The organism is Streptomyces mutomycini (assembly GCF_001700505.1).
Classification (GTDB): Bacteria; Actinomycetota; Actinomycetes; order Streptomycetales; family Streptomycetaceae; genus Streptomyces; species Streptomyces mutomycini.
This window is the reverse complement of the sequence record NZ_MAPV01000035.1, coordinates 1-22,903: the sequence shown is the minus strand read 5'-3', so window position 1 is coordinate 22,903 and position 22,903 is coordinate 1. Positions and strand designations below refer to the sequence as shown.

At 68.6% G+C, this 22,903-nt stretch carries 19 protein-coding genes and 3 tRNA genes; 15 read left to right on the top strand and 7 right to left on the bottom strand.

Annotated features, from left to right (window positions below; translation table 11 throughout):
• Nucleotides 1–106 precede the first annotated feature (106 nt).
• The 4 genes from BFF76_RS05410 to BFF76_RS05395 form a co-directional block, all read right to left on the bottom strand.
• Nucleotides 107–1,339, bottom strand: coding sequence for an MFS transporter (locus tag BFF76_RS05410; RefSeq protein WP_065847430.1), 1,233 nt, complete (start codon nucleotides 1,337–1,339; stop codon nucleotides 107–109).
• 81 nt (nucleotides 1,340–1,420) lie between these two features.
• Entirely contained in the window at nucleotides 1,421–2,083 is a 663-nt protein-coding gene (locus BFF76_RS05405) for a DedA family protein (protein ID WP_031096306.1), read from the bottom strand.
• Between the two features lie 80 nt (nucleotides 2,084–2,163).
• Nucleotides 2,164–2,820 carry an SDR family oxidoreductase gene (locus tag BFF76_RS05400; RefSeq protein WP_031096308.1) on the bottom strand — a complete coding sequence of 219 codons (657 nt, stop codon included), beginning with the start codon at nucleotides 2,818–2,820 and terminating at the stop codon, nucleotides 2,164–2,166.
• A gap of 34 nt (nucleotides 2,821–2,854) precedes the next feature.
• Nucleotides 2,855–3,949: an amidohydrolase family protein gene (locus BFF76_RS05395; RefSeq protein ID WP_107418394.1), complete on the bottom strand. Its 1,095-nt coding sequence runs from the start codon at nucleotides 3,947–3,949 to the stop codon at nucleotides 2,855–2,857.
• A gap of 295 nt (nucleotides 3,950–4,244) precedes the next feature.
• Between BFF76_RS05395 and BFF76_RS05390 the strand changes: the two genes are divergently transcribed.
• The 6 genes from BFF76_RS05390 to BFF76_RS05365 all read left to right on the top strand — a co-directional run bounded on the left by BFF76_RS05390 (nucleotide 4,245) and on the right by BFF76_RS05365 (nucleotide 6,821).
• Nucleotides 4,245–4,317, top strand: a tRNA-Thr gene (locus BFF76_RS05390).
• Between the two features lie 45 nt (nucleotides 4,318–4,362).
• Nucleotides 4,363–4,435, top strand: a tRNA-Met gene (locus BFF76_RS05385).
• 89 nt (nucleotides 4,436–4,524) lie between these two features.
• A complete protein-coding gene (gene rpmG / locus BFF76_RS05380) occupies nucleotides 4,525–4,689 on the top strand; it encodes a 50S ribosomal protein L33 (RefSeq protein WP_003956487.1) in 165 nt (54 codons plus the stop codon).
• 112 nt (nucleotides 4,690–4,801) lie between these two features.
• Nucleotides 4,802–5,254: a MaoC family dehydratase N-terminal domain-containing protein gene (locus BFF76_RS05375; protein ID WP_031096314.1), complete on the top strand. Its 453-nt coding sequence runs from the start codon at nucleotides 4,802–4,804 to the stop codon at nucleotides 5,252–5,254.
• Nucleotides 5,254–5,682, top strand: coding sequence for a MaoC family dehydratase (locus tag BFF76_RS05370; RefSeq protein ID WP_031096316.1), 429 nt, complete (start codon nucleotides 5,254–5,256; stop codon nucleotides 5,680–5,682). The genes BFF76_RS05375 and BFF76_RS05370 overlap by 1 nt, the downstream gene beginning before the upstream one ends.
• 74 nt (nucleotides 5,683–5,756) lie before the next feature.
• Nucleotides 5,757–6,821: a UDP-N-acetylmuramate dehydrogenase gene (locus BFF76_RS05365; protein WP_031096318.1), complete on the top strand. Its 1,065-nt coding sequence runs from the start codon at nucleotides 5,757–5,759 to the stop codon at nucleotides 6,819–6,821.
• Between the two features lie 45 nt (nucleotides 6,822–6,866).
• Here the strand turns inward: BFF76_RS05365 and BFF76_RS05360 are convergent, their stop codons facing one another.
• Both BFF76_RS05360 and BFF76_RS05355 read right to left on the bottom strand, forming a co-directional pair.
• A complete protein-coding gene (locus BFF76_RS05360) occupies nucleotides 6,867–7,880 on the bottom strand; it encodes an adenosine deaminase (protein WP_031096320.1) in 1,014 nt (337 codons plus the stop codon).
• Nucleotides 7,881–8,004: 124 nt separating this feature from the next.
• Nucleotides 8,005–9,231, bottom strand: a complete 1,227-nt coding sequence (locus BFF76_RS05355) for a pyridoxal phosphate-dependent aminotransferase (RefSeq protein ID WP_031096323.1) — start codon at nucleotides 9,229–9,231, stop codon at nucleotides 8,005–8,007.
• Nucleotides 9,232–9,444: 213 nt separating this feature from the next.
• Here BFF76_RS05355 and BFF76_RS05350 point away from each other — a divergent pair.
• The 9 genes from BFF76_RS05350 (at nucleotide 9,445) to BFF76_RS05310 (ending at nucleotide 21,825) form a co-directional block, all read left to right on the top strand.
• Nucleotides 9,445–9,517: transfer RNA gene (locus BFF76_RS05350), tRNA-Trp, on the top strand.
• A gap of 106 nt (nucleotides 9,518–9,623) precedes the next feature.
• Complete coding sequence (gene secE, locus BFF76_RS05345) at nucleotides 9,624–9,911, top strand: preprotein translocase subunit SecE (protein ID WP_031096325.1); 288 nt, start codon at nucleotides 9,624–9,626, stop codon at nucleotides 9,909–9,911.
• A 74-nt stretch (nucleotides 9,912–9,985) separates the two neighbouring features.
• Nucleotides 9,986–10,870, top strand: a complete 885-nt coding sequence (gene nusG / locus BFF76_RS05340; RefSeq protein ID WP_031096327.1) for a transcription termination/antitermination protein NusG — start codon at nucleotides 9,986–9,988, stop codon at nucleotides 10,868–10,870.
• Nucleotides 10,871–11,048: 178 nt separating this feature from the next.
• On the top strand, nucleotides 11,049–11,483 hold the full coding sequence (gene rplK / locus BFF76_RS05335) for a 50S ribosomal protein L11 (protein ID WP_031096329.1): 435 nt from the start codon (nucleotides 11,049–11,051) through the stop codon (nucleotides 11,481–11,483).
• 82 nt (nucleotides 11,484–11,565) lie between these two features.
• Nucleotides 11,566–12,288, top strand: coding sequence for a 50S ribosomal protein L1 (gene rplA / locus BFF76_RS05330; protein ID WP_053930267.1), 723 nt, complete (start codon nucleotides 11,566–11,568; stop codon nucleotides 12,286–12,288).
• Nucleotides 12,289–12,678: 390 nt separating this feature from the next.
• The gene (gene rplJ / locus BFF76_RS05325; protein WP_053930268.1) at nucleotides 12,679–13,236 is read left to right on the top strand and encodes a 50S ribosomal protein L10; all 558 of its coding nucleotides are present in this window, start codon (nucleotides 12,679–12,681) and stop codon (nucleotides 13,234–13,236) included.
• Nucleotides 13,237–13,317: 81 nt separating this feature from the next.
• On the top strand, nucleotides 13,318–13,701 hold the full coding sequence (gene rplL, locus BFF76_RS05320) for a 50S ribosomal protein L7/L12 (protein ID WP_031096333.1): 384 nt from the start codon (nucleotides 13,318–13,320) through the stop codon (nucleotides 13,699–13,701).
• A gap of 610 nt (nucleotides 13,702–14,311) precedes the next feature.
• The gene (gene rpoB / locus BFF76_RS05315; RefSeq protein WP_031096335.1) at nucleotides 14,312–17,797 is read left to right on the top strand and encodes a DNA-directed RNA polymerase subunit beta; all 3,486 of its coding nucleotides are present in this window, start codon (nucleotides 14,312–14,314) and stop codon (nucleotides 17,795–17,797) included.
• A 128-nt stretch (nucleotides 17,798–17,925) separates the two neighbouring features.
• Nucleotides 17,926–21,825, top strand: a complete 3,900-nt coding sequence (locus tag BFF76_RS05310) for a DNA-directed RNA polymerase subunit beta' (RefSeq protein WP_031096337.1) — start codon at nucleotides 17,926–17,928, stop codon at nucleotides 21,823–21,825.
• 72 nt (nucleotides 21,826–21,897) lie between these two features.
• On the opposite strand, the gene BFF76_RS05305 is transcribed toward BFF76_RS05310, so the two are convergent.
• Nucleotides 21,898–22,903, bottom strand: a 1,006-nt coding sequence (locus BFF76_RS05305; protein ID WP_338058032.1) for a M48 family metalloprotease, incomplete at its 5' end; no start/stop codon positions are given.

Here is a 22,903-nt window from a genome sequence, read left to right as displayed (position 1 = left end):
TGACGGCCACTCGGGCACACCGGGCCCCGAGCGGGCTCGCCGCACCGGGACTCGGCCGGGCCGTCGTTCGACAGTCGCACCCGCCGCGGACGGCCGGGCCCTGTGATCAGCGGGAACGCTGCTCGCGGGTTCGTCGGACAGTTGACGTCCCGTCCTCGGCCGGGAGTCGCAGCAGGTAGGCGCCGGCACAGATGACCAGGGCGGCCATGCACGCGATGAAGATCAGCCCCGCGTCCTGGAGGCCGATGTGACCGGAGAGGACGCCCACTCCGATCACCGGCAGCGAGATGCCCGCGTACGCCACCACGAACAGTGCCGAGATGACCGCCGCCCGACGGTCCGCGGGTGATGCCGCGGCCACTTGGGACAGGGCCGCCCTGAAGGCCAGCCCCTGGCCCCCGCCGCCGAGCAGTGCGCTCAGCACGACCAGGGGCAGCATCTGCCACCACAGTGCGGCCGCGAGCAGCGCCAGTCCGCCGAGGAGGCCGGCGCAGCCCAGCGGCAGGGACCGCCGCTCACCGATCCGGCCGACCACCGACTGACCGGCGATCGAGGCGAAGAAGGCCAGCGCGACGATCAGCCCGCTCACCGCGTGGTTGTCCACGTCCAGGAACTGGGCGAGGAACGCCGGGCTGACCGAGGTGAACACCCCGAACAGCGCGAACCCGACGAAGGAAGCGAGCGCCGCCGGTCCGAACACCGCCCGGACCTCGGGCGGCAGCCCTGGCCGCTGCGGGCGGACCGCGCTCAGGGGCCGCCGCTCGCCCACGGTCTCCCGCAGGCGGAACAGGACGACCGCCGAGACGGCCAGCAGCACCAGGTGCACGACGAACGGCAGGTGCAGCGGCCAGGGCGCGTACTGCGCGAGGACTCCGGCCAGCAGCGGGCCGCAGCCCAGGCCGCCCATGTTGGCCGCCGTCGCCACGAACGAGGCCCTGGGCGAGCCCTTGCCGGGCGCAAGCTCCATGACGTACGCGGTGGCCGCCCCGGTGAACAGGCCGGCCGACAGGCCCGACAGCAGCCGCCCCGCGTAGAGCCAGCCCAGAGCGGTGGCGCACAGGAAGCAGACGGCGCTCGCCGCCGCACAGCCCAGGCCCCACAGCAGCACAGGGCGTCTGCCCACCGCGTCGGAGGCGTTTCCCGCCAGCAGCAGCACCCCGATGACACCGAAGGCGTACACGGCGTACACCACGGTCACCGTCAGCTCGGAGAACCCGAGCTTGTCCTGGTAGAGGCTGTAGAGAGGCGTCGGCAGGGTGGTCCCCGCCATGCACACGGCGAACACCGCCCCGCTGAGGTAGCAGGGGAGCCAACCTCGGCGATCAAGGCCACCGTCCATGCGCCCGACGCTATCCCGCGGACGCTCCGGGTCCGGAACGCCTCGCGGCAGGGCCGCCGGACGGCCCGGTCGCCGCCGGGGTCACGAACTGCGCCGGTGCTGCGCGCGGTCGGCGCCGCGCAGCCGCAGGGCCACGTACGTCGCGACGGCCACGACCACCAGGACCAGTACGGCCTTGGAGGCGAACCCGACGTACGTCTCCACGGTCTCCCACCGGTCGCCCAGCCAGTAACCGGCCATCACCAGGACCGAGTTCCAGATCAGGCTGCCGAGCGTGGTCAGCACGACGAAGACGTGCACAGGCATGCGCTCCACGCCCGCGGGGACGGAGATGAGGCTACGGAAGAGCGGCACCATGCGGCCGAAGAAGACCGCCTTGGTGCCGTGCTTCGCGAACCACTGCTCCGTGCGCTCCAGATCGGAGGCCTTCACCAGCGGCAGCTTCCCCCAGAGGGTGTGCATGCGCTCGCGGCCGAAGGACACGCCGATCCAGTAGAGGACCACGGCTCCCACGACCGAGCCGAGCGTGGTCCAGAACAGCGCCGAGGCCAGGCTGAGGACTCCCTGCCCTGCGGCGAACCCGGTCAGCGGCAGGATCACTTCGCTCGGCAGCGGCGGGAAGAGGTTCTCCAGGGCGATCGCCAGACCGGCTCCCGGGCCGCCCATGGTGTCGACGAGTCCGGTGGCCCAGCCCGCGATGCCGCCCGCGGGCTCCTGCTTCAGAGCCGAGTAGGTGAGATGCATGTCAGGCTCCAAGCCGCGGGTCGGTAACTCCAGGGCGTGTACCCCGATCGCCCCACGTCAAGAACCCGCGGCAGCCCGGTTCAGTTCCCCGCGATGTCCTTCACCGCGACCGCCACCGGCCTGGCCCCGCTGATCAGCTCCAGCGTCAGCCCCGCCGTCGCCGGGGTGTCGAGCAGCTCCAACAGCACCGCCGCCACGTCGTCGCGGGGGATCGGGCCCCGGCCCGTCGACGCGGCGAGCAGGACCTGGCCGGTGCCGGCGTCGTTCGTGAGCATCCCGGGGCGCAGGACCGTCCAGTCCAGACCGCTCCGGGAGCGTACGTACGCGTCCGCCTCGCCCTTGGCCCGCTGGTAGATGTCGAAGACCTCGTCGCCGGTGTGGTCGGGGTCGGCGCCCATGGACGACACCACGACGTAGCGCCGCACGCCCGCCATCTCCGCCGCGTCCGCGAAGAGCACGGCCGCTCCGCGGTCCACCGTGTCCTTGCGTGCCGAGCCGCTGTCGGGGCCGGCGCCTGCCGCGAAGACCACCGCGTCCGCCCCGCGAAGGACCTCCGCAGTTTCCTCCACCGACGCCGATTCGAGGTCGAGGACGACGGGTTCGGCACCTGCCGCCCTCAGGTCCTCGCTCTGCTGCGGGTTGCGGATGACGCCCACCGCTTCGTCACCGCGCGCGGCGAGCAGCCGCTCGAGCCGCAGCGCGATCTGACCATGTCCACCTGCAATGACAATGCGCATGCCTCCGACCGTACGCCCCGGTGCGCGCTCCCGCTCAAGGCCCGCCGTACGCGAGGGAGAGCGCCCCGGCCAGACCGTCCCCCCGCACCGCGAGCAGCTCGGCGGGGAAGCCGGCCTCGACGCGTACGTCCGGCAGGCCCATGGCCGCTCTGGCGGCGGTGGAGACGGCGTCGTAGGCGTGTACGGGGGCGAGCCCCTCCCGTGAGGCCAGCAGATACGCCGCCTCCAGGGGATCGCCGCGGCCGACCGGGTTGGAGAGGTCGCGCAGGGCCCCGCTGCCCGCCGCCACCCGCACCCCTGCGGCGCGCAGCAGCCGTACGGGCGGCGCACCACGGAGCCGGGCGCCGGAGCAGCCGCCCTGGGGGAGGCAGACCACGGTCACGGCGGCGGCGGCGAGCCGGTCGGCCGCACGGGCCGCCACGTCGTCCGGAAGCCGTGAGAGGCCCGCACAGGGGCCGAGGCAGACGCCCGGGCGGTGTCCGGCGGCCACGGCGGTCAGCCGGTCGAGCAAGAAGGGGTCGTCACCGTCCGTGTGCAGGTCGACGGGCAGGCCGTGGGCGGTAGCGAGGTCCAGGACCGCCTCGGCGTGGCCGACCGGGTCCGGGTCGAGGTCGGGCGAGCCGCCGATCACACCCGCCCCCGCTTCCACGGCGTCACGGAGTACGGCGAGGCCGTGCGCACCCGCGGCGCCGGTGAGGAGCCGGGGCACGGCGACCGCGGTCAGCTCGGTGAGCCCCCGCAAGGACCCGCGGGCCGCCAGGACGCCTTCGAGGGGGCCGAGGCCCCGCACATCGCCGACGCGCACATGCGCGCGCAGCGCGGTGGCACCGTGGCTGAGCTGGAGCAGAGCGGCCTCGGTGGCACGGTGCCGGATGTCCTCGGGCCGGTGCGACGGCGGACCTCCCGCCGCACCGGTGAGCGCGGTGTCGGCGTGGGCGTGGGTCTCGGCGGGGGCGGGCAGCAGGAGGTAGCCGCGCAGGTCCAGACGGGTTCCCCGGGTGGTGAGACTGCCCGCCGCCCCGACGGCCTCGATGCGCGGGCCGCCGATCCGCACGTCGACGGTGCGCCCGTCGTCGAGCCGCGCCCCGCTGAGGAGGAGCGCGGGCGCGTCGCTGGGGCTTTCGGGCATCGCGCCGCTCCTGGAGGGGAAACAAGATCACACACGGTGCGCCGAGCCTAGGCGGGGGCCCGGGCCGCTCCGAGGAGGAGCGGATCAGTCATACGAATGTGGCCTGCGGGGCGGGCGGCGAGAGGCGGGCCGCAGGGCCGGGCGATGCCGTCCGCGACGGTGGCGTACGGGCTGATCAAGGGCCTGATCAGGGGGGCGCCGCAGTGGCCCGCCGGAGGGTGGGAGGGACCCCGGTGCGGGCGACCGAATTGGATTTGGGCGATCGGCGAGGGACCGTGTAATGTCTTCCTCGCTCGCCCCAATAGCTCAGTCGGTAGAGCGTCTCCATGGTAAGGAGAAGGTCTGCGGTTCGATTCCGCATTGGGGCTCTGGTGATCGGGTAACCCCGCTTCGGCGGGGAAGCCCGGCATCAAAGCGGTGTAGCTCAGTCGGTAGAGCAAGCGGCTCATAATCGCTGTGTCACCGGTTCAAGTCCGGTCACCGCTACTAACGGTAGCCGATTGTGGGGTCGGTCCTTCGATCGGCTACTCTTTTATGCGTTCATCCGTCCATCCGTCCGTCCAAGGAGCACTCACGTGGCTGCCACCGACGTCCGCCCGAAGATCACGCTGGCCTGCGTGGAGTGCAAGGAGCGGAACTACATCACCAAGAAGAACCGGCGTAACAACCCGGACCGTCTTGAGATGAAGAAGCACTGCCCGCGCTGCAACTCGCACACGGCGCACCGCGAAACGCGCTGAATCAGGCTCGTACACGAGGCCGTCCCCACTGGGGGCGGCCTCGTGTCGTTTTATCTGGTGGCTCAGGGTGTTCACTCGCCCTATCCGACTTTCATCAGGAGGTACCGGGCTCATGGCGCTCGATCAGTCCTTCGTTGGGCGGACCTATCCGCCCACCCCGGCGTACGAGGTCGGCCGGGAGAAGATCCGGGAGTTCGCGGAAGCGGTGGGTGACGACAACCCCGCGTACGTGGATCCGGAAGCAGCCAAGGCGCTGGGGCATCCGGATGTGATCGCTCCGCCCACGTTCGTGTTCTCGATCACCTTCAGGGCCGCGGGTCAGGTGATCCAGGACCCGCAGCTGGGCCTGGACTACAGCCGCGTGGTCCACGGCGACCAGAAGTTCGCCTATGTGCGCCCGGTGCGGGCGGGGGACCGGCTCACGGTCACCTCGACCATCGAAGGGATCAAGACGATGGCGGGCAACGACATCGTGGACATCCGCGGCGAGGTGCACGACGAGTCGGGCGAGCACGTCGTGACCGCGTGGACGAAACTGGTGGCGCGCGCCGCCGAGGAGGCGTGATGACGGCGAGCATCGCCTACGGGGCTGTCGAGGTCGGTACGGAACTGCCGGCGCGGTCGTTCCCGGTGACCCGGGCGACCCTGGTGCAGTACGCGGGCGCCTCCGGGGACTTCAACCCGATCCACTGGAACGAGAAGTTCGCGCGCGAGGTCGGACTGCCGGACGTGATCGCACACGGCATGTTCACCATGGCCGAGGCGATCCGGGTGGTCACGGACTGGGCCGGTGACCCCGGTGCGGTCGTCGAGTACGGAGTGCGGTTCACCAAGCCGGTCGTCGTCCCGAACGACGGCACCGGGGCCCTGATCGAGGTCAGTGGCAAGGTCGGCGCGAAGCTGGACGACAACCTGGTGCGGATCGACCTCACGGCGATGAGCGAGGGCAAGAAGGTGCTGGGCATGTCCCGCGCCGTCGTCCGTCTCGCCTGAACGTCACCGCCGCGCCCAGCTCGTACGTACGGTCCATGCCCCGGTCAAGGGGCGTGGACCGTACTCTTGTCCCCGTGCAGGAACTCCACGACGCCCCTCTCGCCCCCCTGACCACCTTCCGCCTCGGCGGCCCGGCCGACCGCCTCCTGACGGCCACCACCGACGCGGAGGTGATCGCCGCCGTACGCGAAGCGGACGACAGCGGCACGCCTCTGCTGGTCATCGGAGGCGGCTCCAACCTGGTCATCGGCGACAAGGGCTTCGACGGAACAGCCCTGCGCATCGCGACCAAGGGCTTCGAGCTCTCCGGCACGGCGCTCGAACTCGCGGCCGGCGAGGTCTGGACCGACGCCGTGGCACGTACGGTCGCGGCCGGGCTGGCCGGGATCGAATGCCTCGCAGGGATTCCCGGATCCGCCGGGGCCACGCCGATCCAGAACGTCGGCGCCTACGGGCAGGAGGTGTCCTCGGTCATCACCGAGGTCGTCGCCTACGACCGGCGCACCCGGGAGACGGTCACCCTCCCGAACGACGCCTGCGCGTTCTCGTACCGGCACAGCCGATTCAAGGCCGAACCCGACCGCTTCGTCGTGCTCCGCGTCCGGTTCGCCCTGGAGGACGCGGGCGGGCAGTCCGCGCCCCTGCGCTACCCCGAGACGGCCAGGGCCATGGGCGTCGAACAGGGTGATCGCGTTCCCGCCGCCTCCGCCAGCGAAACCGTCCTCCGGCTGAGGGCGGGCAAGGGAATGGTCCTCGACCCCGAGGACCACGACACCTGGTCGGCAGGATCCTTCTTCACCAACCCGATCCTCGACGAGGCGGAGCACGCGGCCTTCGTCGCCCGTGCCGGTGAGCGCCTGGGCGCGGACATCAGGCCCCCGGCCTTCCCCACGGGCGACGGCCGGGTGAAGACCTCGGCCGCCTGGCTGATCGACAAGGCGGGCTTCACCAAGGGGTACGGCACGGGTCCCGCACGGATCTCCACCAAGCACACGCTCGCCCTCACCAACCGGGGCGGCGCGACCACGGAGGACCTGCTCGCCCTGGCCCGCGAGGTCGTCGCCGGCGTCCACGAGGCGTTCGGTGTCACCCTCGTCAACGAGCCGGTGACAGTCGGCGTCAGCCTCCAGGCGTACTGATCACGAGCGGTCTTCCGCCGGGCGCGCGCACCCCGCCGGGCGGCATCAGCCGGCCAGCCACGCGTCGATCCCGCCCAGCAGCTTCTCCCGCACGTCGACGGGCGCCACCGATCCCCGTACGGACTGCCGGGCCAGCTCGGCCAGTTCCTCGTCGGTGAAGGCGTGATGGCGGCGCACGAGGTCGTACTGCGCCGCCAGCCGGGCACCGAAGAGCAGCGGGTCGTCCGCGCCGAGCGCCATCGGCACGCCCGCGTCGAACAGAGTGCGCAGGGGTACATCGGCGGGCTTCTCGTAGACGCCGAGCGCCACGTTGGACGCCGGGCAGACCTCGCAGGTCACCCCCCGCTCCGCGAGGTCGCGCAGCAGCCTCGGATCCTCGGCCGCCCGTACGCCGTGCCCGATCCGGGCCGCGTCGAGGTCGTCCAGGCAGTCCCGGACGCTGGACGGGCCGGAGAGCTCACCGCCGTGCGGAGCGGCGATCAGGCCCCCCTCACGGGCGATGGCGAAGGCTCGGTCGAAGTCGCGGGCCATCCCGCGGCGTTCGTCGTTGGAGAGCCCGAAGCCGATGACCCCCTGGTCCGCGTACCGCACCGCGAGCCGGGCAAGCGTCCGGGCGTCCAGCGGATGCTTCATCCGGTTCGCCGCGATCACCACCCGGATTCCCAGCCCGGTATCGCGGGACGCCCGGTCCACGGCGTCCAGGATGATCTCGATCGCCGGGATGAGCCCGCCGAGCAGCGGGGCGTACGAGGTCGGGTCGACCTGGATCTCCAGCCAGCCGGCACCGTCCGCGACGTCCTCCATGGCGGTCTCGCGCACGAGCCGCTGGATGTCCTCCGGCTCGCGCAGGCAGGACCGGGCGATGTCGTAGAGGCGCTGGAAGCGGAACCAGCCGCGCTCGTCCGTGGCCCGCAGTTTCGGCGGTTCGCCTCCGGTCAGCGCCTCGGGCAGGCGCACCCCGTACTTGTCCGCCAGTTCGAGCAGGGTGGTGGGCCGCATCGACCCGGTGAAGTGCAGGTGCAGATGGGCCTTGGGCAACCGCCGTACGTCACGCTCCATCGGAAGATCTTGCCGCACGCGAGGGGTGTCGCGATAGCGGGATCCCCCTGTGAGTTACGGCTCGAACGAAAAGGCGACCCCCGGCCGGAGCCGGGGGTCGCCTCGTCGTCGTGATCAACTCACGTCAGGCGCGGGCCTCGCCCAGCAGCTTCTGGATCCGTGAGATGCCCTCGACCAGGTCGTCGTCGCCCAGTGCGTAGGACAGCCGCAGGTAACCCGGCGTACCGAACGCCTCGCCCGGCACCACGGCCACCTCGGCCTCGTCCAGGATGAGGGCCGCGAGCTCGGCGGAGTCCGCCGGGCGCCTGCCGCGGATCTCCTTGCCGAGGAGGCCCTTCACCGACGGGTAGGCGTAGAACGCGCCCTCGGGCTCCGGGCACAGGACGCCGTCGATCTCGTTGAGCATGCGCACGATCGTCCTGCGGCGGCGGTCGAACGCGGTCCGCATCTCGGCGACCGCGTCCAGCGGCCCGGAGACCGCTGCCAGCGCGGCGGCCTGCGAGACGTTGCTGACGTTGGACGTGGCGTGGGACTGCAGGTTGGTCGCGGCCTTCACGATGTCCTTGGGGCCGATGACCCAGCCCACCCGCCAGCCGGTCATGGCGTACGTCTTGGCGACGCCGTTGACCACGATGCACTTGTCACGCAGCTCGGGCACGACCGCGGGGAGCGAGGTGAACGTCGTGTCGCCGTAGACCAGGTGCTCGTAGATCTCGTCCGTCATCACCCACAGCCCGTGCTCGACGGCCCAGCGGCCGATCGCCTCGGTGTCGGCCGCGTCGTAGACGGCGCCCGTCGGGTTGGACGGCGAAACGAACAGGACGACCTTGGTGCGCTCGGTGCGCGCCGCCTCGAGCTGCTCGACCGAGACCCGGTAGCCGGTGGTCTCGTCGGCCACGACCTCGACCGGGACGCCGCCGGCGAGACGGATCGACTCGGGGTACGTCGTCCAGTACGGGGCGGGCACGATGACCTCGTCGCCCGGGTCGAGGATCGCGGCGAACGCCTCGTAGATGGCCTGCTTCCCGCCGTTGGTCACCAGGATCTGGGAGGTGTCGACCTCGTAACCGGAGTCGCGCAGCGTCTTCGCCGCGATGGCGGCCTTGAGCTCGGGGAGCCCGCCCGCCGGGGTGTAGCGGTGGTACTTCGGGTTGCGGCACGCCTCGATGGCGGCGTCCACGATGTAACCGGGCGTCGGGAAGTCGGGCTCACCGGCGCCGAAACCGATCACCGGACGGCCGGCGGCCTTGAGGGCCTTGGCCTTGGCGTCGACGGCGAGGGTGGCGGACTCGGAGATCGCACCGATGCGGGCCGAGACCCGGCGCTCGGACGGAGAAGTTGCAGCGCTCATGCCCCCATGCTCGCAGACCGGAAAAGCCGTCGGCACAGGGGTTTCAGGGACCGGACACGACTCGGACAGCATCCGGACAGGACCGGTCGGTTGTTGTCTGTTCGACGCGGCGGCCCCGAGCACGTACACTCACCTGTCGTTGGCCTTCATCAGCCACACCGTTTTCCCAACCGGGCCACCGGGGAAGATGCGGTAGGTTGGTGGAAACCACAAAGGGTCGTAGCTCAATTGGTAGAGCACTGGTCTCCAAAACCAGCGGTTGGGGGTTCAAGTCCCTCCGGCCCTGCTACACACTCCTTCGCCAGGATGTGTGCGCATGTACGTACTTCAATGCACCGCCGTGCGGCTCCACCGGGCGCGGCACGGCCACGACCCGGAATCAGGTGAGTAGCGTGACGGACGCCGTGGGCTCCATCGACATGCCTGATGCCGAGGACGAAGCCCCCGAGTCGAAGAAGAAGACCCGGAAGGGCGGAAAGCGCGGCAAGAAGGGCCCTCTGGGCCGGCTCGCGCTCTTCTACCGCCAGATCGTCGCCGAACTCCGCAAGGTCGTATGGCCCACGCGCAGCCAGCTGTCGACGTACACGGCCGTGGTGATCGTGTTCGTGGTCGTCATGATCGGTCTCGTCACCGTGATTGACTTCGGATTCGCGCGGGTCATCAAGTACGTCTTCGGCTGATCCCCGCGGAGGGCGCCTCATCGGCGCCCCTTTCGCATGTTCCACCCATTTGTATCCAGGAAGAAGCAGCCATCGTGTCTGACCCGAACCTGAACGACGACGCCGAGCCCACGGCGAGCGCCGTCGAGTCCGCCGAGGACGAGCTCGACATCGTCGAGGCGGCGGATGCCGTGGCCCCGGACCAGGTCGACGCTGCTGACGACGCCGCGGGCGAGCCCGCCGAGCAGGACGCCGTGCGTGCCGAGTCCGACGAGGACGAAGAGGCCGCCCAGGACGACGAGGCGGCGGACGAGTCCGACGCCGACGACGAGTCCGCGGAGGAGGCCGAGCCGGCCGCCCCCGTCGACGCCGTCGCCGCCCTGCGCGAAGAGCTGCGAGGACTTCCCGGCGAGTGGTACGTCATCCACACGTACGCCGGCTACGAGAAGCGCGTGAAGGCCAACCTGGAGCAGCGCGCCGTCTCGCTCAACGTCGAGGAGTTCGTCTACCAGGCCGAGGTGCCCGAGGAAGAGATCGTCCAGATCAAGAACGGTGAGCGGAAGAACGTCCGTCAGAACAAGCTCCCGGGATACGTCCTGGTGCGCATGGACCTGACGAACGAGTCCTGGGGTGTTGTCCGCAACACGCCCGGTGTCACCGGCTTCGTGGGCAACGCCTACGACCCGTACCCGCTGACCCTGGACGAGATCGTCAAGATGCTCGCCCCCGAGGCCGAGGAGAAGGCGGCCCGCGAGGCGGCCGAGGCCGAGGGCAAGCCGGCTCCGGCCCGCAAGGTCGAGGTGCAGGTCCTGGACTTCGAGGTGGGCGACTCGGTCACCGTCACCGACGGCCCGTTCGCGACCCTGCAGGCGACGATCAACGAGATCAACGCCGACTCGAAGAAGGTCAAGGGCCTCGTCGAGATCTTCGGTCGCGAGACCCCGGTCGAGCTCAGCTTCGACCAGATCCAGAAGAACTGACGGGCTTTCCGCCAGTCTCTGGACACATGCCTACCGAGCAGGTCAGACAGGCTTCGCAGCCAGTCTGACCTGCTCGGTTTTTGGTCGCGCAGCTATACCCGTTATCGTTGTGCGGTATGCCTCCATCCGGATGACCGGAATGGCGGCGAAACACTCTCACTAGGACCCGGAGAGAGCAATGCCTCCCAAGAAGAAGAAGATCACGGGGCTTATCAAGCTCCAGATCAACGCCGGTGCGGCCAACCCGGCGCCGCCGGTCGGTCCCGCACTGGGCCAGCACGGCGTCAACATCATGGAGTTCTGCAAGGCCTACAACGCCGCGACCGAGTCGCAGCGTGGCATGGTCGTGCCGGTGGAGATCACGGTCTACGACGACCGCTCCTTCACCTTCATCACCAAGACTCCGCCGGCCGCCAAGCTGATCCTCAAGGCCGCGGGTGTGGACAAGGGCTCCGGCGAGCCGCACAAGACGAAGGTCGCCAAGCTCACGGCCGACCAGGTCCGCGAGATCGCCACGACCAAGCTCCCCGACCTGAACGCCAACGACCTCGACGCCGCGTCGAAGATCATCGCTGGCACCGCCCGTTCCATGGGCATCACGGTCGAAGGCTGAGTCAGCCCCTTAGCCCCACAGTGGTAGGACCAAGCGCTGGTCCGCACCACGACTCCACACTCTGAAAACCACAGGAGTAGATGTGAAGCGCAGTAAGAACCTCCGCGCTGCGGACGCGAAGATCGACCGGGAGCGTCAGTACGCCCCGCTCGAGGCCGTCCGTATCGCCAAGGACACCGCCTCCACGAAGTTCGACAGCACCGTCGAGGTCGCTTTCGCGCTGGGTGTCGACCCGCGCAAGGCCGACCAGATGGTCCGTGGCACCGTGAACCTCCCGCACGGCACCGGCAAGACCGCCCGGGTCCTGGTCTTCGCGACCGGTGACCGTGCTGCGGCCGCGGAAGCCGCGGGCGCCGACATCGTCGGCGCCGACGAGCTCATCGACGAGGTGGCGAAGGGCCGTCTGGACTTCGACGCCGTCGTCGCCACGCCGGACCTCATGGGCAAGGTCGGCCGCCTGGGCCGCGTGCTCGGTCCGCGTGGTCTGATGCCGAACCCGAAGACCGGCACCGTCACCCCCGATGTCGTCAAGGCTGTCAACGACATCAAGGGCGGAAAGATCGAGTTCCGCGTCGACAAGCACTCGAACCTGCACTTCATCATCGGAAAGACCTCTTTCGATGACACGAAGCTGGTCGAGAACTACGGCGCGGCGCTGGAGGAGATCCTCCGTCTGAAGCCGTCCGCCGCGAAGGGTCGCTTCATCAAGAAGGCGACCATGAGCACGACGATGGGCCCCGGCATCCCGCTGGACTCCAACCGCGTGCGCAACCTCCTCGTCGAGGAGGACCCGGCAGCCGTCTGAGCCCCCGTGCTCACCCGGTAGCCGTGTCACGGCATGGGACGGGCCCCGCAGCCTCCAGGGAGGCTGCGGGGCCCGTCCTCGTCGGCGGGGCCCCTGAGCCGCCTGGAGGCCCTTAAACCTCTCGCACCGGTCGAACCGGGACGGATTTGCTCCGGACGGCCCCGGTCGCGTACGCTCACGAAGAAGCCAAAGACCGCTGGTCGTTGCCGCGTCCTCGTAAGGGGAAACGGTGACCGAAGGATCCGTCAAGAACGGGCGACCTGCGCAGGTGACTATGGAAAGCTCCCGGATCCGTCCGGTCGAGCTACGCCCTGGCGCCTGCGCCGGGGCGTTTTGTTTTTCCCGGCCCCTTCTGAGCGGTCCTCATCACCCGGAAGGAGGCCGACGCTCATGGCAAGGCCCGACAAGGCTGCCGCGGTAGCCGAGCTGACGGACCAGTTCCGCAGCTCGAACGCCGCAGTGCTGACCGAGTACCGGGGTCTCACCGTGGCGCAGCTCAAGACGCTGCGTCGTTCGCTCGGTGAGAACGCCCAGTACGCCGTGGTGAAGAACACGCTGACCAAGATTGCGGCCAACGAGGCCGGGATCGACACGCTGGACGACCTGTTCGCAGGTCCGACGGCGGTTGCCTTCATCACCGGTGACCCGGTGGAGTCGGCGAAGGGTCTTCGTGACTTCGCCAAGGACAACCCCGACCTCATCATCAAGGGCGGTGTCCTTGACGGTAAGGCGCTGTCCGCCGATGAGATCAAGAAGCTCGCGGACCTCGAGTCCCGCGAGGTTCTGCTCGCCAAGCTGGCCGGCGCCATGAAGGGCAAGCAGACTCAGGCTGCGCAGCTCTTCCAGGCTCTGCCGTCGAAGTTCGTCCGCACCGCGGAAGCGCTTCGCGCCAAGAGGGCCGAGCAGGGCGGTGCCGGTACGCCGGCTCCCGCCGAGGCTGCCGAGTAACCACTCGGTGGTCCAGCGGGCACCACGTACGCCCGCCGACATATACATCCGGCACCTGCCGAATAGTGGAAGGACGCCATCATGGCGAAGCTCAGCCAGGAAGACCTGCTCGCCCAGTTCGAGGAGCTCACCCTCATCGAGCTCTCCGAGTTCGTTAAGGCGTTCGAGGAGAAGTTCGACGTCACCGCCGCTGCCGCGGTTGCCGTCGCCGGTCCCGCCCAGGGCGGCCCCGCCGCCGAGGCCGAGGCCGAGCAGGACGAGTTCGACGTCATCCTCACGGCTGCCGGCGACAAGAAGATCCAGGTCATCAAGGTCGTGCGTGAGCTGACCTCGCTGGGTCTGAAGGAGGCCAAGGACCTCGTCGACGGCGCCCCGAAGCCGGTCGTCGAGAAGGTCGCCAAGGAGGCCGCTGACAAGGCTGCCGAGTCCCTCAAGGCCGCCGGCGCTTCCGTCGAGGTCAAGTGACCCTGCGAGTCATCTGACTCCGCAAGGCAGTCTCCGCCGCAAGGCGGGGATGTCACATCGCAAAGGGCGATCACCCATCCGGGTGGTCGCCCTTTGGCGTGCCCCAGGAGGCTGCCTTGATCTTCCGCCCCCGGCGAGTAGGGTGATCTTCGCCGTCCGTTTCTCCGGGGGCGCCAGGGGCGTCAACAGGCGTCCTCCGGGCGCAGGTGAAGATCGGCGGACGTCCGCCGGGGCCATGGGGCCTTGACGAACCGCACGCGGCGCGCAATTCTCAGGACGCGTCGTCATCTCGATCCGCATCCGAGGCATGGATCGAGAGCGAAGAGGGCAGTAAAGAAGAGCGCACACCGCGCGAGGGCTATCCATAGGTGTTGAGAACAGCTGTTTAGAGCAACGTGGGTCTCTGAGAACCCCGACTGGACATCAGTGTGCCGCTTGGCTACACTGACCCTTTGCGCTGCCTGTTAGCTGCCTCCTGCCCGTCACCAGGGGCATGCCCACGCTCAGCACCGAAGACCGGACATTCCCTGACCTTGGGATTCCTGTCTCTGTGTGCGGCTTGGGGGCCGGTACGCGCGTAGTGAGTCCGAGCCCTCGGAAGGACCCCCTCTTGGCCGCCTCGCGCAACGCCTCGACCTCGAATACGAACAACGGTGCCAGCACCGCCCCGCTGCGCATCTCTTTTGCAAAGATCAAGGAGCCCCTCGAGGTTCCGAACCTCCTCGCGCTGCAGACCGAGAGCTTCGACTGGCTCCTGGGCAACGCCGCCTGGAAGGCTCGCGTCGAGGCCGCTCTGGACAGTGGACAGGACGTCCCCACCAAGTCCGGCCTGGAGGAGATCTTCGAGGAGATCTCGCCGATCGAGGACTTCTCCGGGTCGATGTCGCTCACGTTCCGCGACCACCGCTTCGAGCCCCCGAAGAACTCGATCGACGAGTGCAAGGAGCGCGACTTCACGTTCGCCGCGCCGCTCTTCGTCACGGCCGAGTTCACCAACAACGAGACCGGCGAGATCAAGTCCCAGACGGTCTTCATGGGCGACTTCCCGCTCATGACCAACAAGGGCACCTTCGTCATCAACGGCACCGAGCGTGTCGTCGTGTCGCAGCTGGTGCGCTCGCCGGGTGTCTACTTCGACTCCTCCATCGACAAGACGTCCGACAAGGACATCTTCTCCGCCAAGATCATCCCTTCCCGGGGTGCCTGGCTGGAGATGGAGATCGACAAGCGCGACATGGTCGGTGTCCGCATCGACCGCAAGCGCAAGCAGTCCGTCACCGTCCTCCTCAAGGCTCTCGGCTGGACCACCGAGCAGATCCTGGAGGAGTTCGGCGAGTACGAGTCCATGCGCGCCACCCTGGAGAAGGACCACACCCAGGGCCAGGACGACGCGCTGCTCGACATCTACCGCAAGCTGCGTCCCGGCGAGCCGCCGACGCGCGAGGCCGCTCAGACGCTGCTCGAGAACCTCTACTTCAACCCGAAGCGCTACGACCTCGCGAAGGTCGGCCGCTACAAGGTGAACAAGAAGCTCGGCGCCGAAGAGCCGCTCGACGCCGGTGTCCTCACCAGCGACGACATCATCGCCACCATCAAGTACCTGGTGAAGCTCCACGCCGGTGAGACCGAGACCGTAGGTGAGTCAGGCCGTTCGATCATGGTCGAGACGGACGACATCGACCACTTCGGCAACCGTCGTATCCGTAACGTCGGCGAGCTGATCCAGAACCAGGTCCGTACGGGTCTCGCCCGTATGGAGCGCGTCGTGCGTGAGCGCATGACGACCCAGGACGTCGAGGCGATCACGCCGCAGACCCTGATCAACATCCGGCCGGTCGTCGCCTCCATCAAGGAGTTCTTCGGCACCAGCCAGCTGTCGCAGTTCATGGACCAGAACAACCCGCTGTCGGGTCTGACGCACAAGCGTCGTCTCAACGCCCTCGGCCCGGGTGGTCTGTCCCGTGAGCGTGCCGGCTTCGAGGTCCGTGACGTTCACCCGTCGCACTACGGCCGCATGTGCCCGATCGAGACGCCCGAAGGCCCGAACATCGGTCTGATCGGTTCGCTGGCCTCCTACGGGCGCATCAACCCGTTCGGCTTCATCGAGACGCCGTACCGCAAGGTCGTCGAGGGCGTCGTCACCGACGACGTCGACTACCTGACGGCCGACGAAGAGGACCGCTTCGTGATCGCCCAGGCGAACGCGACGCTCTCCGAGGACATGCGCTTCACCGAGGCCCGCGTCCTGGTCCGCCGTCGTGGCGGAGAAATCGACTACATCCCCGGTGACGACGTCGACTACATGGACGTCTCGCCGCGCCAGATGGTGTCGGTCGCCACCGCGATGATCCCGTTCCTCGAGCACGACGACGCCAACCGTGCCCTCATGGGCGCGAACATGATGCGTCAGGCCGTCCCGCTCATCAAGAGCGAGGCGCCGCTGGTCGGTACCGGCATGGAGTACCGCTGTGCCACCGACGCCGGTGACGTGCTCAAGGCCGAGAAGTCGGGTGTGGTCCAGGAGGTCTCCGCGGACTACATCACCGTGACGAACGACGACGGCACGTACACCACGTACCGCATCGCCAAGTTCTCGCGCTCCAACCAGGGCACCTCGGTCAACCAGAAGGTCGTCGTCTCCGAGGGCGACCGCGTGATCGAGAGCCAGGTCCTCGCCGACGGGCCCGCCACCGAGAACGGTGAGATGGCGCTCGGCAAGAACCTGCTCGTGGCGTTCATGCCGTGGGAGGGTCACAACTACGAGGACGCGATCATCCTGTCGCAGCGCCTCGTGCAGGACGACGTCCTCTCCTCGATCCACATCGAGGAGCACGAGGTCGACGCCCGTGACACCAAGCTCGGCCCGGAGGAGATCACCCGGGACATCCCGAACGTCTCCGAAGAGGTCCTCGCCGACCTCGACGAGCGCGGCATCATCCGTATCGGTGCCGAGGTCGTCGCCGGCGACATCCTCGTCGGCAAGGTCACGCCTAAGGGTGAGACCGAGCTGACCCCGGAGGAGCGCCTGCTCCGCGCGATCTTCGGTGAGAAGGCGCGCGAGGTGCGCGACACCTCGCTGAAGGTGCCGCACGGTGAGATCGGCAAGGTCATCGGCGTCCGCGTCTTCGACCGCGAAGAGGGCGACGAGCTGCCGCCGGGCGTGAACCAGCTGGTCCGCGTCTACGTCGCACAGAAGCGCAAGATCACCGATGGTGACAAGCTCGCCGGCCGTCACGGCAACAAGGGCGTCATCTCGAAGATCCTCCCGATCGAGGACATGCCGTTCCTGGAGGACGGCACCCCGGTCGACATCATCCTCAACCCGCTGGGTGTCCCGTCCCGAATGAACCCGGGACAGGTCCTGGAGATCCACCTCGGCTGGCTCGCCAGCCGCGGCTGGGACGTCTCCGGCCTCGGTGACGAGTGGGCCCAGCGCCTGCAGGCCATCGGCGCCGACCAGGTCGCCCCCGGCACCAACGTCGCCACGCCCGTCTTCGACGGCGCGCGCGAGGACGAGATCACCGGCCTCTTCCAGGCCACGATCCCGAACCGCGACGGCGACCGGCTGGTCCTGCCCTCGGGCAAGGCCAACCTGTACGACGGCCGCTCCGGTGAGCCGTTCCCGGACCCGGTCTCGATCGGGTACATGTACATCCTCAAGCTGCACCACCTGGTCGACGACAAGCTCCACGCGCGCTCGACCGGTCCGTACTCCATGATCACGCAGCAGCCGCTGGGTGGTAAGGCGCAGTTCGGTGGTCAGCGATTCGGTGAGATGGAGGTGTGGGCCCTTGAGGCTTACGGCGCCGCATACGCCCTCCAGGAACTTCTGACGATCAAGTCCGACGACGTCACCGGCCGCGTGAAGGTCTACGAGGCGATCGTCAAGGGCGAGAACATCCCCGAGCCCGGCATTCCCGAGTCCTTCAAGGTGCTCATCAAGGAAATGCAGTCGCTCTGCCTCAACGTGGAGGTGCTGTCCTCGGACGGCATGTCCATCGAGATGCGCGACACGGACGAGGACGTCTTCCGCGCGGCGGAGGAACTCGGTATCGACCTGTCCCGGCGAGAGCCGAGCAGCGTCGAAGAGGTCTGACGGGTTGCCCGGCCGGATCCTCGTGATCCGGCCGGCCCTCCCCGGACCCGTTCAGACCATTGCTGAAGTGCCCCGATTTCTCGCTCAGGCGAGGGGGCTCGAACCCCCGAAAGAGGGATTGACGACAAGTGCTCGACGTCAACTTCTTCGACGAGCTGCGGATCGGCCTTGCCACCGCGGACGACATCCGGACCTGGTCCCACGGCGAAGTGAAGAAGCCGGAGACCATCAACTACCGCACGCTCAAGCCCGAGAAGGACGGACTCTTCTGCGAGAAGATCTTCGGTCCGACCCGGGACTGGGAGTGCTACTGCGGCAAGTACAAGCGTGTCCGCTTCAAGGGCATCATCTGTGAGCGCTGTGGCGTAGAGGTCACGCGCGCCAAGGTGCGCCGTGAGCGCATGGGTCACATCGAGCTTGCCGCTCCCGTCACCCACATCTGGTACTTCAAGGGCGTCCCGTCGCGCCTCGGATACCTGCTGGACCTCGCGCCGAAGGACCTCGAGAAGGTCATCTACTTCGCCGCGTACATGATCACGTTCGTCGACGAGGAGCGCCGCACCCGCGACCTCCCGTCGCTGGAGGCACACGTCTCCGTCGAGCGCCAGCAGGTCGAGAACCGCCGCGACTCGGACCTCGAGAACCGCGCCAAGAAGCTCGAGACCGACCTGGCCGAGCTCGAGGCCGAGGGTGCCAAGGCCGACGTGCGCCGCAAGGTGCGCGAAGGTGCCGAGCGTGAGATGAAGCAGCTGCGCGACCGTGCGCAGCGCGAGATCGACCGTCTCGACGAGGTGTGGAGCCGCTTCAAGAACCTCAAGGTCCAGGACCTCGAGGGCGACGAGCTGCTCTACCGCGAGCTGCGTGACCGCTTCGGCACGTACTTCGACGGCTGCATGGGCGCCGCCGCGCTGCAGAAGCGCCTGGAGTCCTTCGACCTCGACGAGGAGGCCGAGCGCCTCCGCGAGATCATCCGTACCGGCAAGGGCCAGAAGAAGACCCGTGCGCTCAAGCGCCTCAAGGTCGTCTCCGCGTTCCTGCAGACCAGCAACAAGCCCAAGGGCATGGTGCTCGACTGCGTGCCGGTCATCCCGCCGGACCTGCGTCCGATGGTGCAGCTGGACGGTGGCCGCTTCGCGACCTCCGACCTGAACGACCTGTACCGCCGTGTGATCAACCGCAACAACCGCCTCAAGCGTCTCCTTGACCTCGGTGCCCCCGAGATCATCGTGAACAACGAGAAGCGGATGCTGCAGGAGGCCGTCGACGCGCTGTTCGACAACGGCCGCCGTGGTCGCCCGGTCACCGGTCCCGGTAACCGCCCCCTGAAGTCCCTCAGCGACATGCTGAAGGGCAAGCAGGGCCGTTTCCGTCAGAACCTCCTCGGCAAGCGCGTGGACTACTCCGCGCGTTCCGTGATCGTCGTCGGTCCGCAGCTCAAGCTGCACCAGTGCGGTCTGCCGAAGGCGATGGCGCTGGAGCTCTTCAAGCCGTTCGTGATGAAGCGCCTGGTGGACCTGAACCACGCGCAGAACATCAAGTCGGCCAAGCGCATGGTCGAGCGTGGCCGCACCGTCGTGTACGACGTCCTCGAAGAGGTCATCGCCGAGCACCCGGTGCTGCTGAACCGTGCGCCCACCCTGCACCGCCTCGGCATCCAGGCCTTCGAGCCGCAGCTGGTCGAGGGCAAGGCCATCCAGATCCACCCGCTCGTCTGCACCGCGTTCAACGCGGACTTCGACGGTGACCAGATGGCCGTGCACCTGCCGCTCTCCGCGGAGGCGCAGGCCGAGGCACGCATCCTGATGCTGTCCTCGAACAACATCCTGAAGCCGGCAGACGGTCGTCCCGTCACCATGCCGACCCAGGACATGGTGCTGGGTCTCTTCTTCCTCACCACGGACGAAGAGGGCCGCAACGTCAAGGGCACGGACCGCGCGTTCGGCTCCACGGCCGAGGCCACCATGGCCTTCGACGCCCGCGAGCTGTCGCTCCAGGCGAAGGTCGACATCCGCTTCCCGGTGGGCACCATGCCCCCGCGTGGCTGGGTGCCGCCGGTCGCCGAGGAGGGCGAGCCCGAGTACCAGCCGGGTGACACCTTCCGCCTGCGTACGAGCCTGGGCCGCGCGCTCTTCAACGAGCTGCTGCCCGAGGACTACCCGTTCGTCGACTACTCGGTGGGCAAGAAGCAGCTCTCCGAGATCGTCAACGACCTGGCCGAGCGCTACCCCAAGGTCATCGTGGCGGCGACGCTCGACAACCTGAAGGCGGCCGGTTTCCACTGGGCGACCCGTTCCGGTGTGACCGTGGCCATCTCCGACGTCGTCGTGCCCGAGGCCAAGAAGGCCATCGTCAAGGGCTACGAGGAGCAGGACGAGAAGGTCCAGAAGCAGTACGAGCGCGGTCTGATCACCAAGGACGAGCGCACGCAGGAGCTCATCGCGATCTGGACCAAGGCGACCAACGAGGTTGCCGAGGCGATGAACGCGAACTTCCCGAAGACGAACCCCATCTTCATGATGGTCGACTCGGGTGCCCGAGGAAACATGATGCAGATGCGTCAGATCGCGGGTATGCGTGGTCTGGTGTCGAACGCCAAGAACGAGACGATTCCGCGTCCCATCAAGGCGTCCTTCCGTGAGGGCCTCACCGTTCTGGAGTACTTCATCTCCACGCACGGTGCCCGTAAGGGTCTGGCGGACACCGCCCTGCGTACCGCCGACTCGGGTTACCTGACCCGTCGTCTGGTGGACGTCTCGCAGGACGTCATCATCCGCGAGGAGGACTGCGGCACCGACCGCGGCCTCAAGCTGAAGATCGCCGTGAAGGGCGCCGACGGTGTCCTGCGCAAGACGGACGACGTCGAGACCTCGGTCTACGCCCGCATGCTCGCCGAGGACGTCGTCGTCGACGGCAAGGTCATCGCGCCTGCCAACGTCGACCTCGGTGACGTCCTGATCGACGCCCTCGTGGGCGCCGGCGTCGAGGAGGTCAAGACCCGCTCGGTCCTGACCTGTGAGTCCGCGGTCGGCACCTGTGCCTTCTGCTACGGACGCTCGCTCGCCACCGGCAAGCTGGTCGACATCGGTGAGGCGGTCGGCATCATCGCCGCCCAGTCCATCGGTGAGCCCGGTACCCAGCTGACGATGCGTACCTTCCACACCGGTGGTGTGGCCGGTGACGACATCACGCAGGGTCTGCCCCGAGTCGTCGAGCTCTTCGAGGCGCGCACCCCCAAGGGTGTCGCCCCGATCTCGGAGGCCAAGGGCCGGGTCCGGATCGAGGAGACCGAGAAGACCAAGAAGCTCGTCGTCACGCCGGACGACGGCAGCGAGGAGACGCCGTTCCCGATCTCCAAGCGTGCCCGTCTGCTGGTCGGCGAGGGCGACGCGGTCGAGGTGGGCCAGAAGCTCACCGTCGGTGCCACGAACCCGCACGACGTGCTGCGGATCCTCGGTCAGCGCGCGGTCCAGGTCCACCTGGTCGGCGAAGTCCAGAAGGTCTACAACTCGCAGGGCGTGTCGATCCACGACAAGCACATCGAGATCATCATCCGGCAGATGCTGCGCCGTGTGACGATCATCGAGTCCGGCGACGCTGAGCTGCTGCCGGGCGAGCTCGTCGAGCGGTCGAAGTTCGAGGTCGAGAACCGTCGTGTGGTCACCGAGGGCGGTCACCCCGCCTCCGGCCGTCCGCAGCTGATGGGTATCACCAAGGCATCGCTCGCCACCGAGTCGTGGCTGTCGGCGGCGTCCTTCCAGGAGACGACCAGGGTCCTGACCGACGCGGCGATCAACGCCAAGTCGGACTCCCTGATCGGCCTCAAGGAGAACGTCATCATCGGTAAGCTCATCCCGGCCGGTACGGGTCTGTCCCGCTACCGCAACATCCGGGTCGAGCCGACCGAGGAGGCCAAGGCCGCGATGTACTCGGCCGTCGGCTACGACGACATCGACTACTCGCCGTTCGGCACGGGCTCCGGCCAGGCCGTTCCGCTGGAGGACTACGACTACGGTCCGTACAACCAGTAAGCGAGTCGCTTGATACGACCGAAGGGCGGTCACCCCGTTGCGTACGGGGTGACCGCCCTTCGGCGTTCCCGGTCACCGGGGCGGACGGCCGTCCAGGTACGGCTGGAGGTGCTGCAGCCGGTCCGCGTAGTCGGGGTGCGAGGACAGCAGCTTGGCGAGTCCGCCCGTACGGCGGGCCTGGGGGCCCGCAGCCGCGTACGAGGCCTCCTCGTGCGCCCGCATGGTGTGCAGGACCCCGGCGAGCGGGTGGGCGAAGCCCAGGTCCGCGGCGTGGGCGTCGGCCCGGAGCTCGGACCTCCTGTTGACCAGCGCCAGCAGGTACGGGGCGACCGCCATCGGCAGGACGACCATCCAGGCCGCCGCGACGAAGGCCAGCAGGCCGCAGCCGAACAGCATGACCAGGATTCCTGTCGCGGGCAGGGAGATGACGCGTGCCACGCGCACTGCCACCCGCGACATCGCGCGGATCGCCCGCCAGGTCAGCTCGGCGGGAGTCGCGTACCACCGGCCCAGCAGGGAGGCCCAGGCGTGGCCGCCCGTGTGGTGGCCCAGTTCGTGCGCGAGTGCTGCGGCCAGCTGGCCGTTGGGCAGGTGGTTCAGGGAGAAGGTGGTGACGCCGACGATGTGGCCTGCCGCGGCGTACGCGTTGATGGCGTCGCTCTCCTCGATCCACAGCTCGTACCGCTGGTGGTCGACGCCGGCCCGTGCCGTGACCTCGCGCCACACCGGCTCCAGCCGGGCCCGTTCGGCAGGGGCCGGTGCGCGCAGCCGCAGCAGCCTGCGGGCGAGGAACCCCTCGGTGGGGCGGTGGAAGACCAGGACGCCGCTGAGTACCCAGAGGGTGACGGGAAGCCAGGCGGCCGACCCGAGGAACGCCGACGCGAAGCCGGTCACCACGGCGAGGCTGCAGAGGAACGAGGGCACCTGGACGAGGAGCCGGCTCACCGCGGTGGCGTCCGCGCCCCGCTGGCGGGCGGTCAGGTGGACACGGCGCTGCTCGAAGTCCATCTCGTCGGGGTGCCGCTGGGGCCGCTCCGGCACCGCCGGAGCGGGATCCGCCTCCGGATACGCGGGGGGC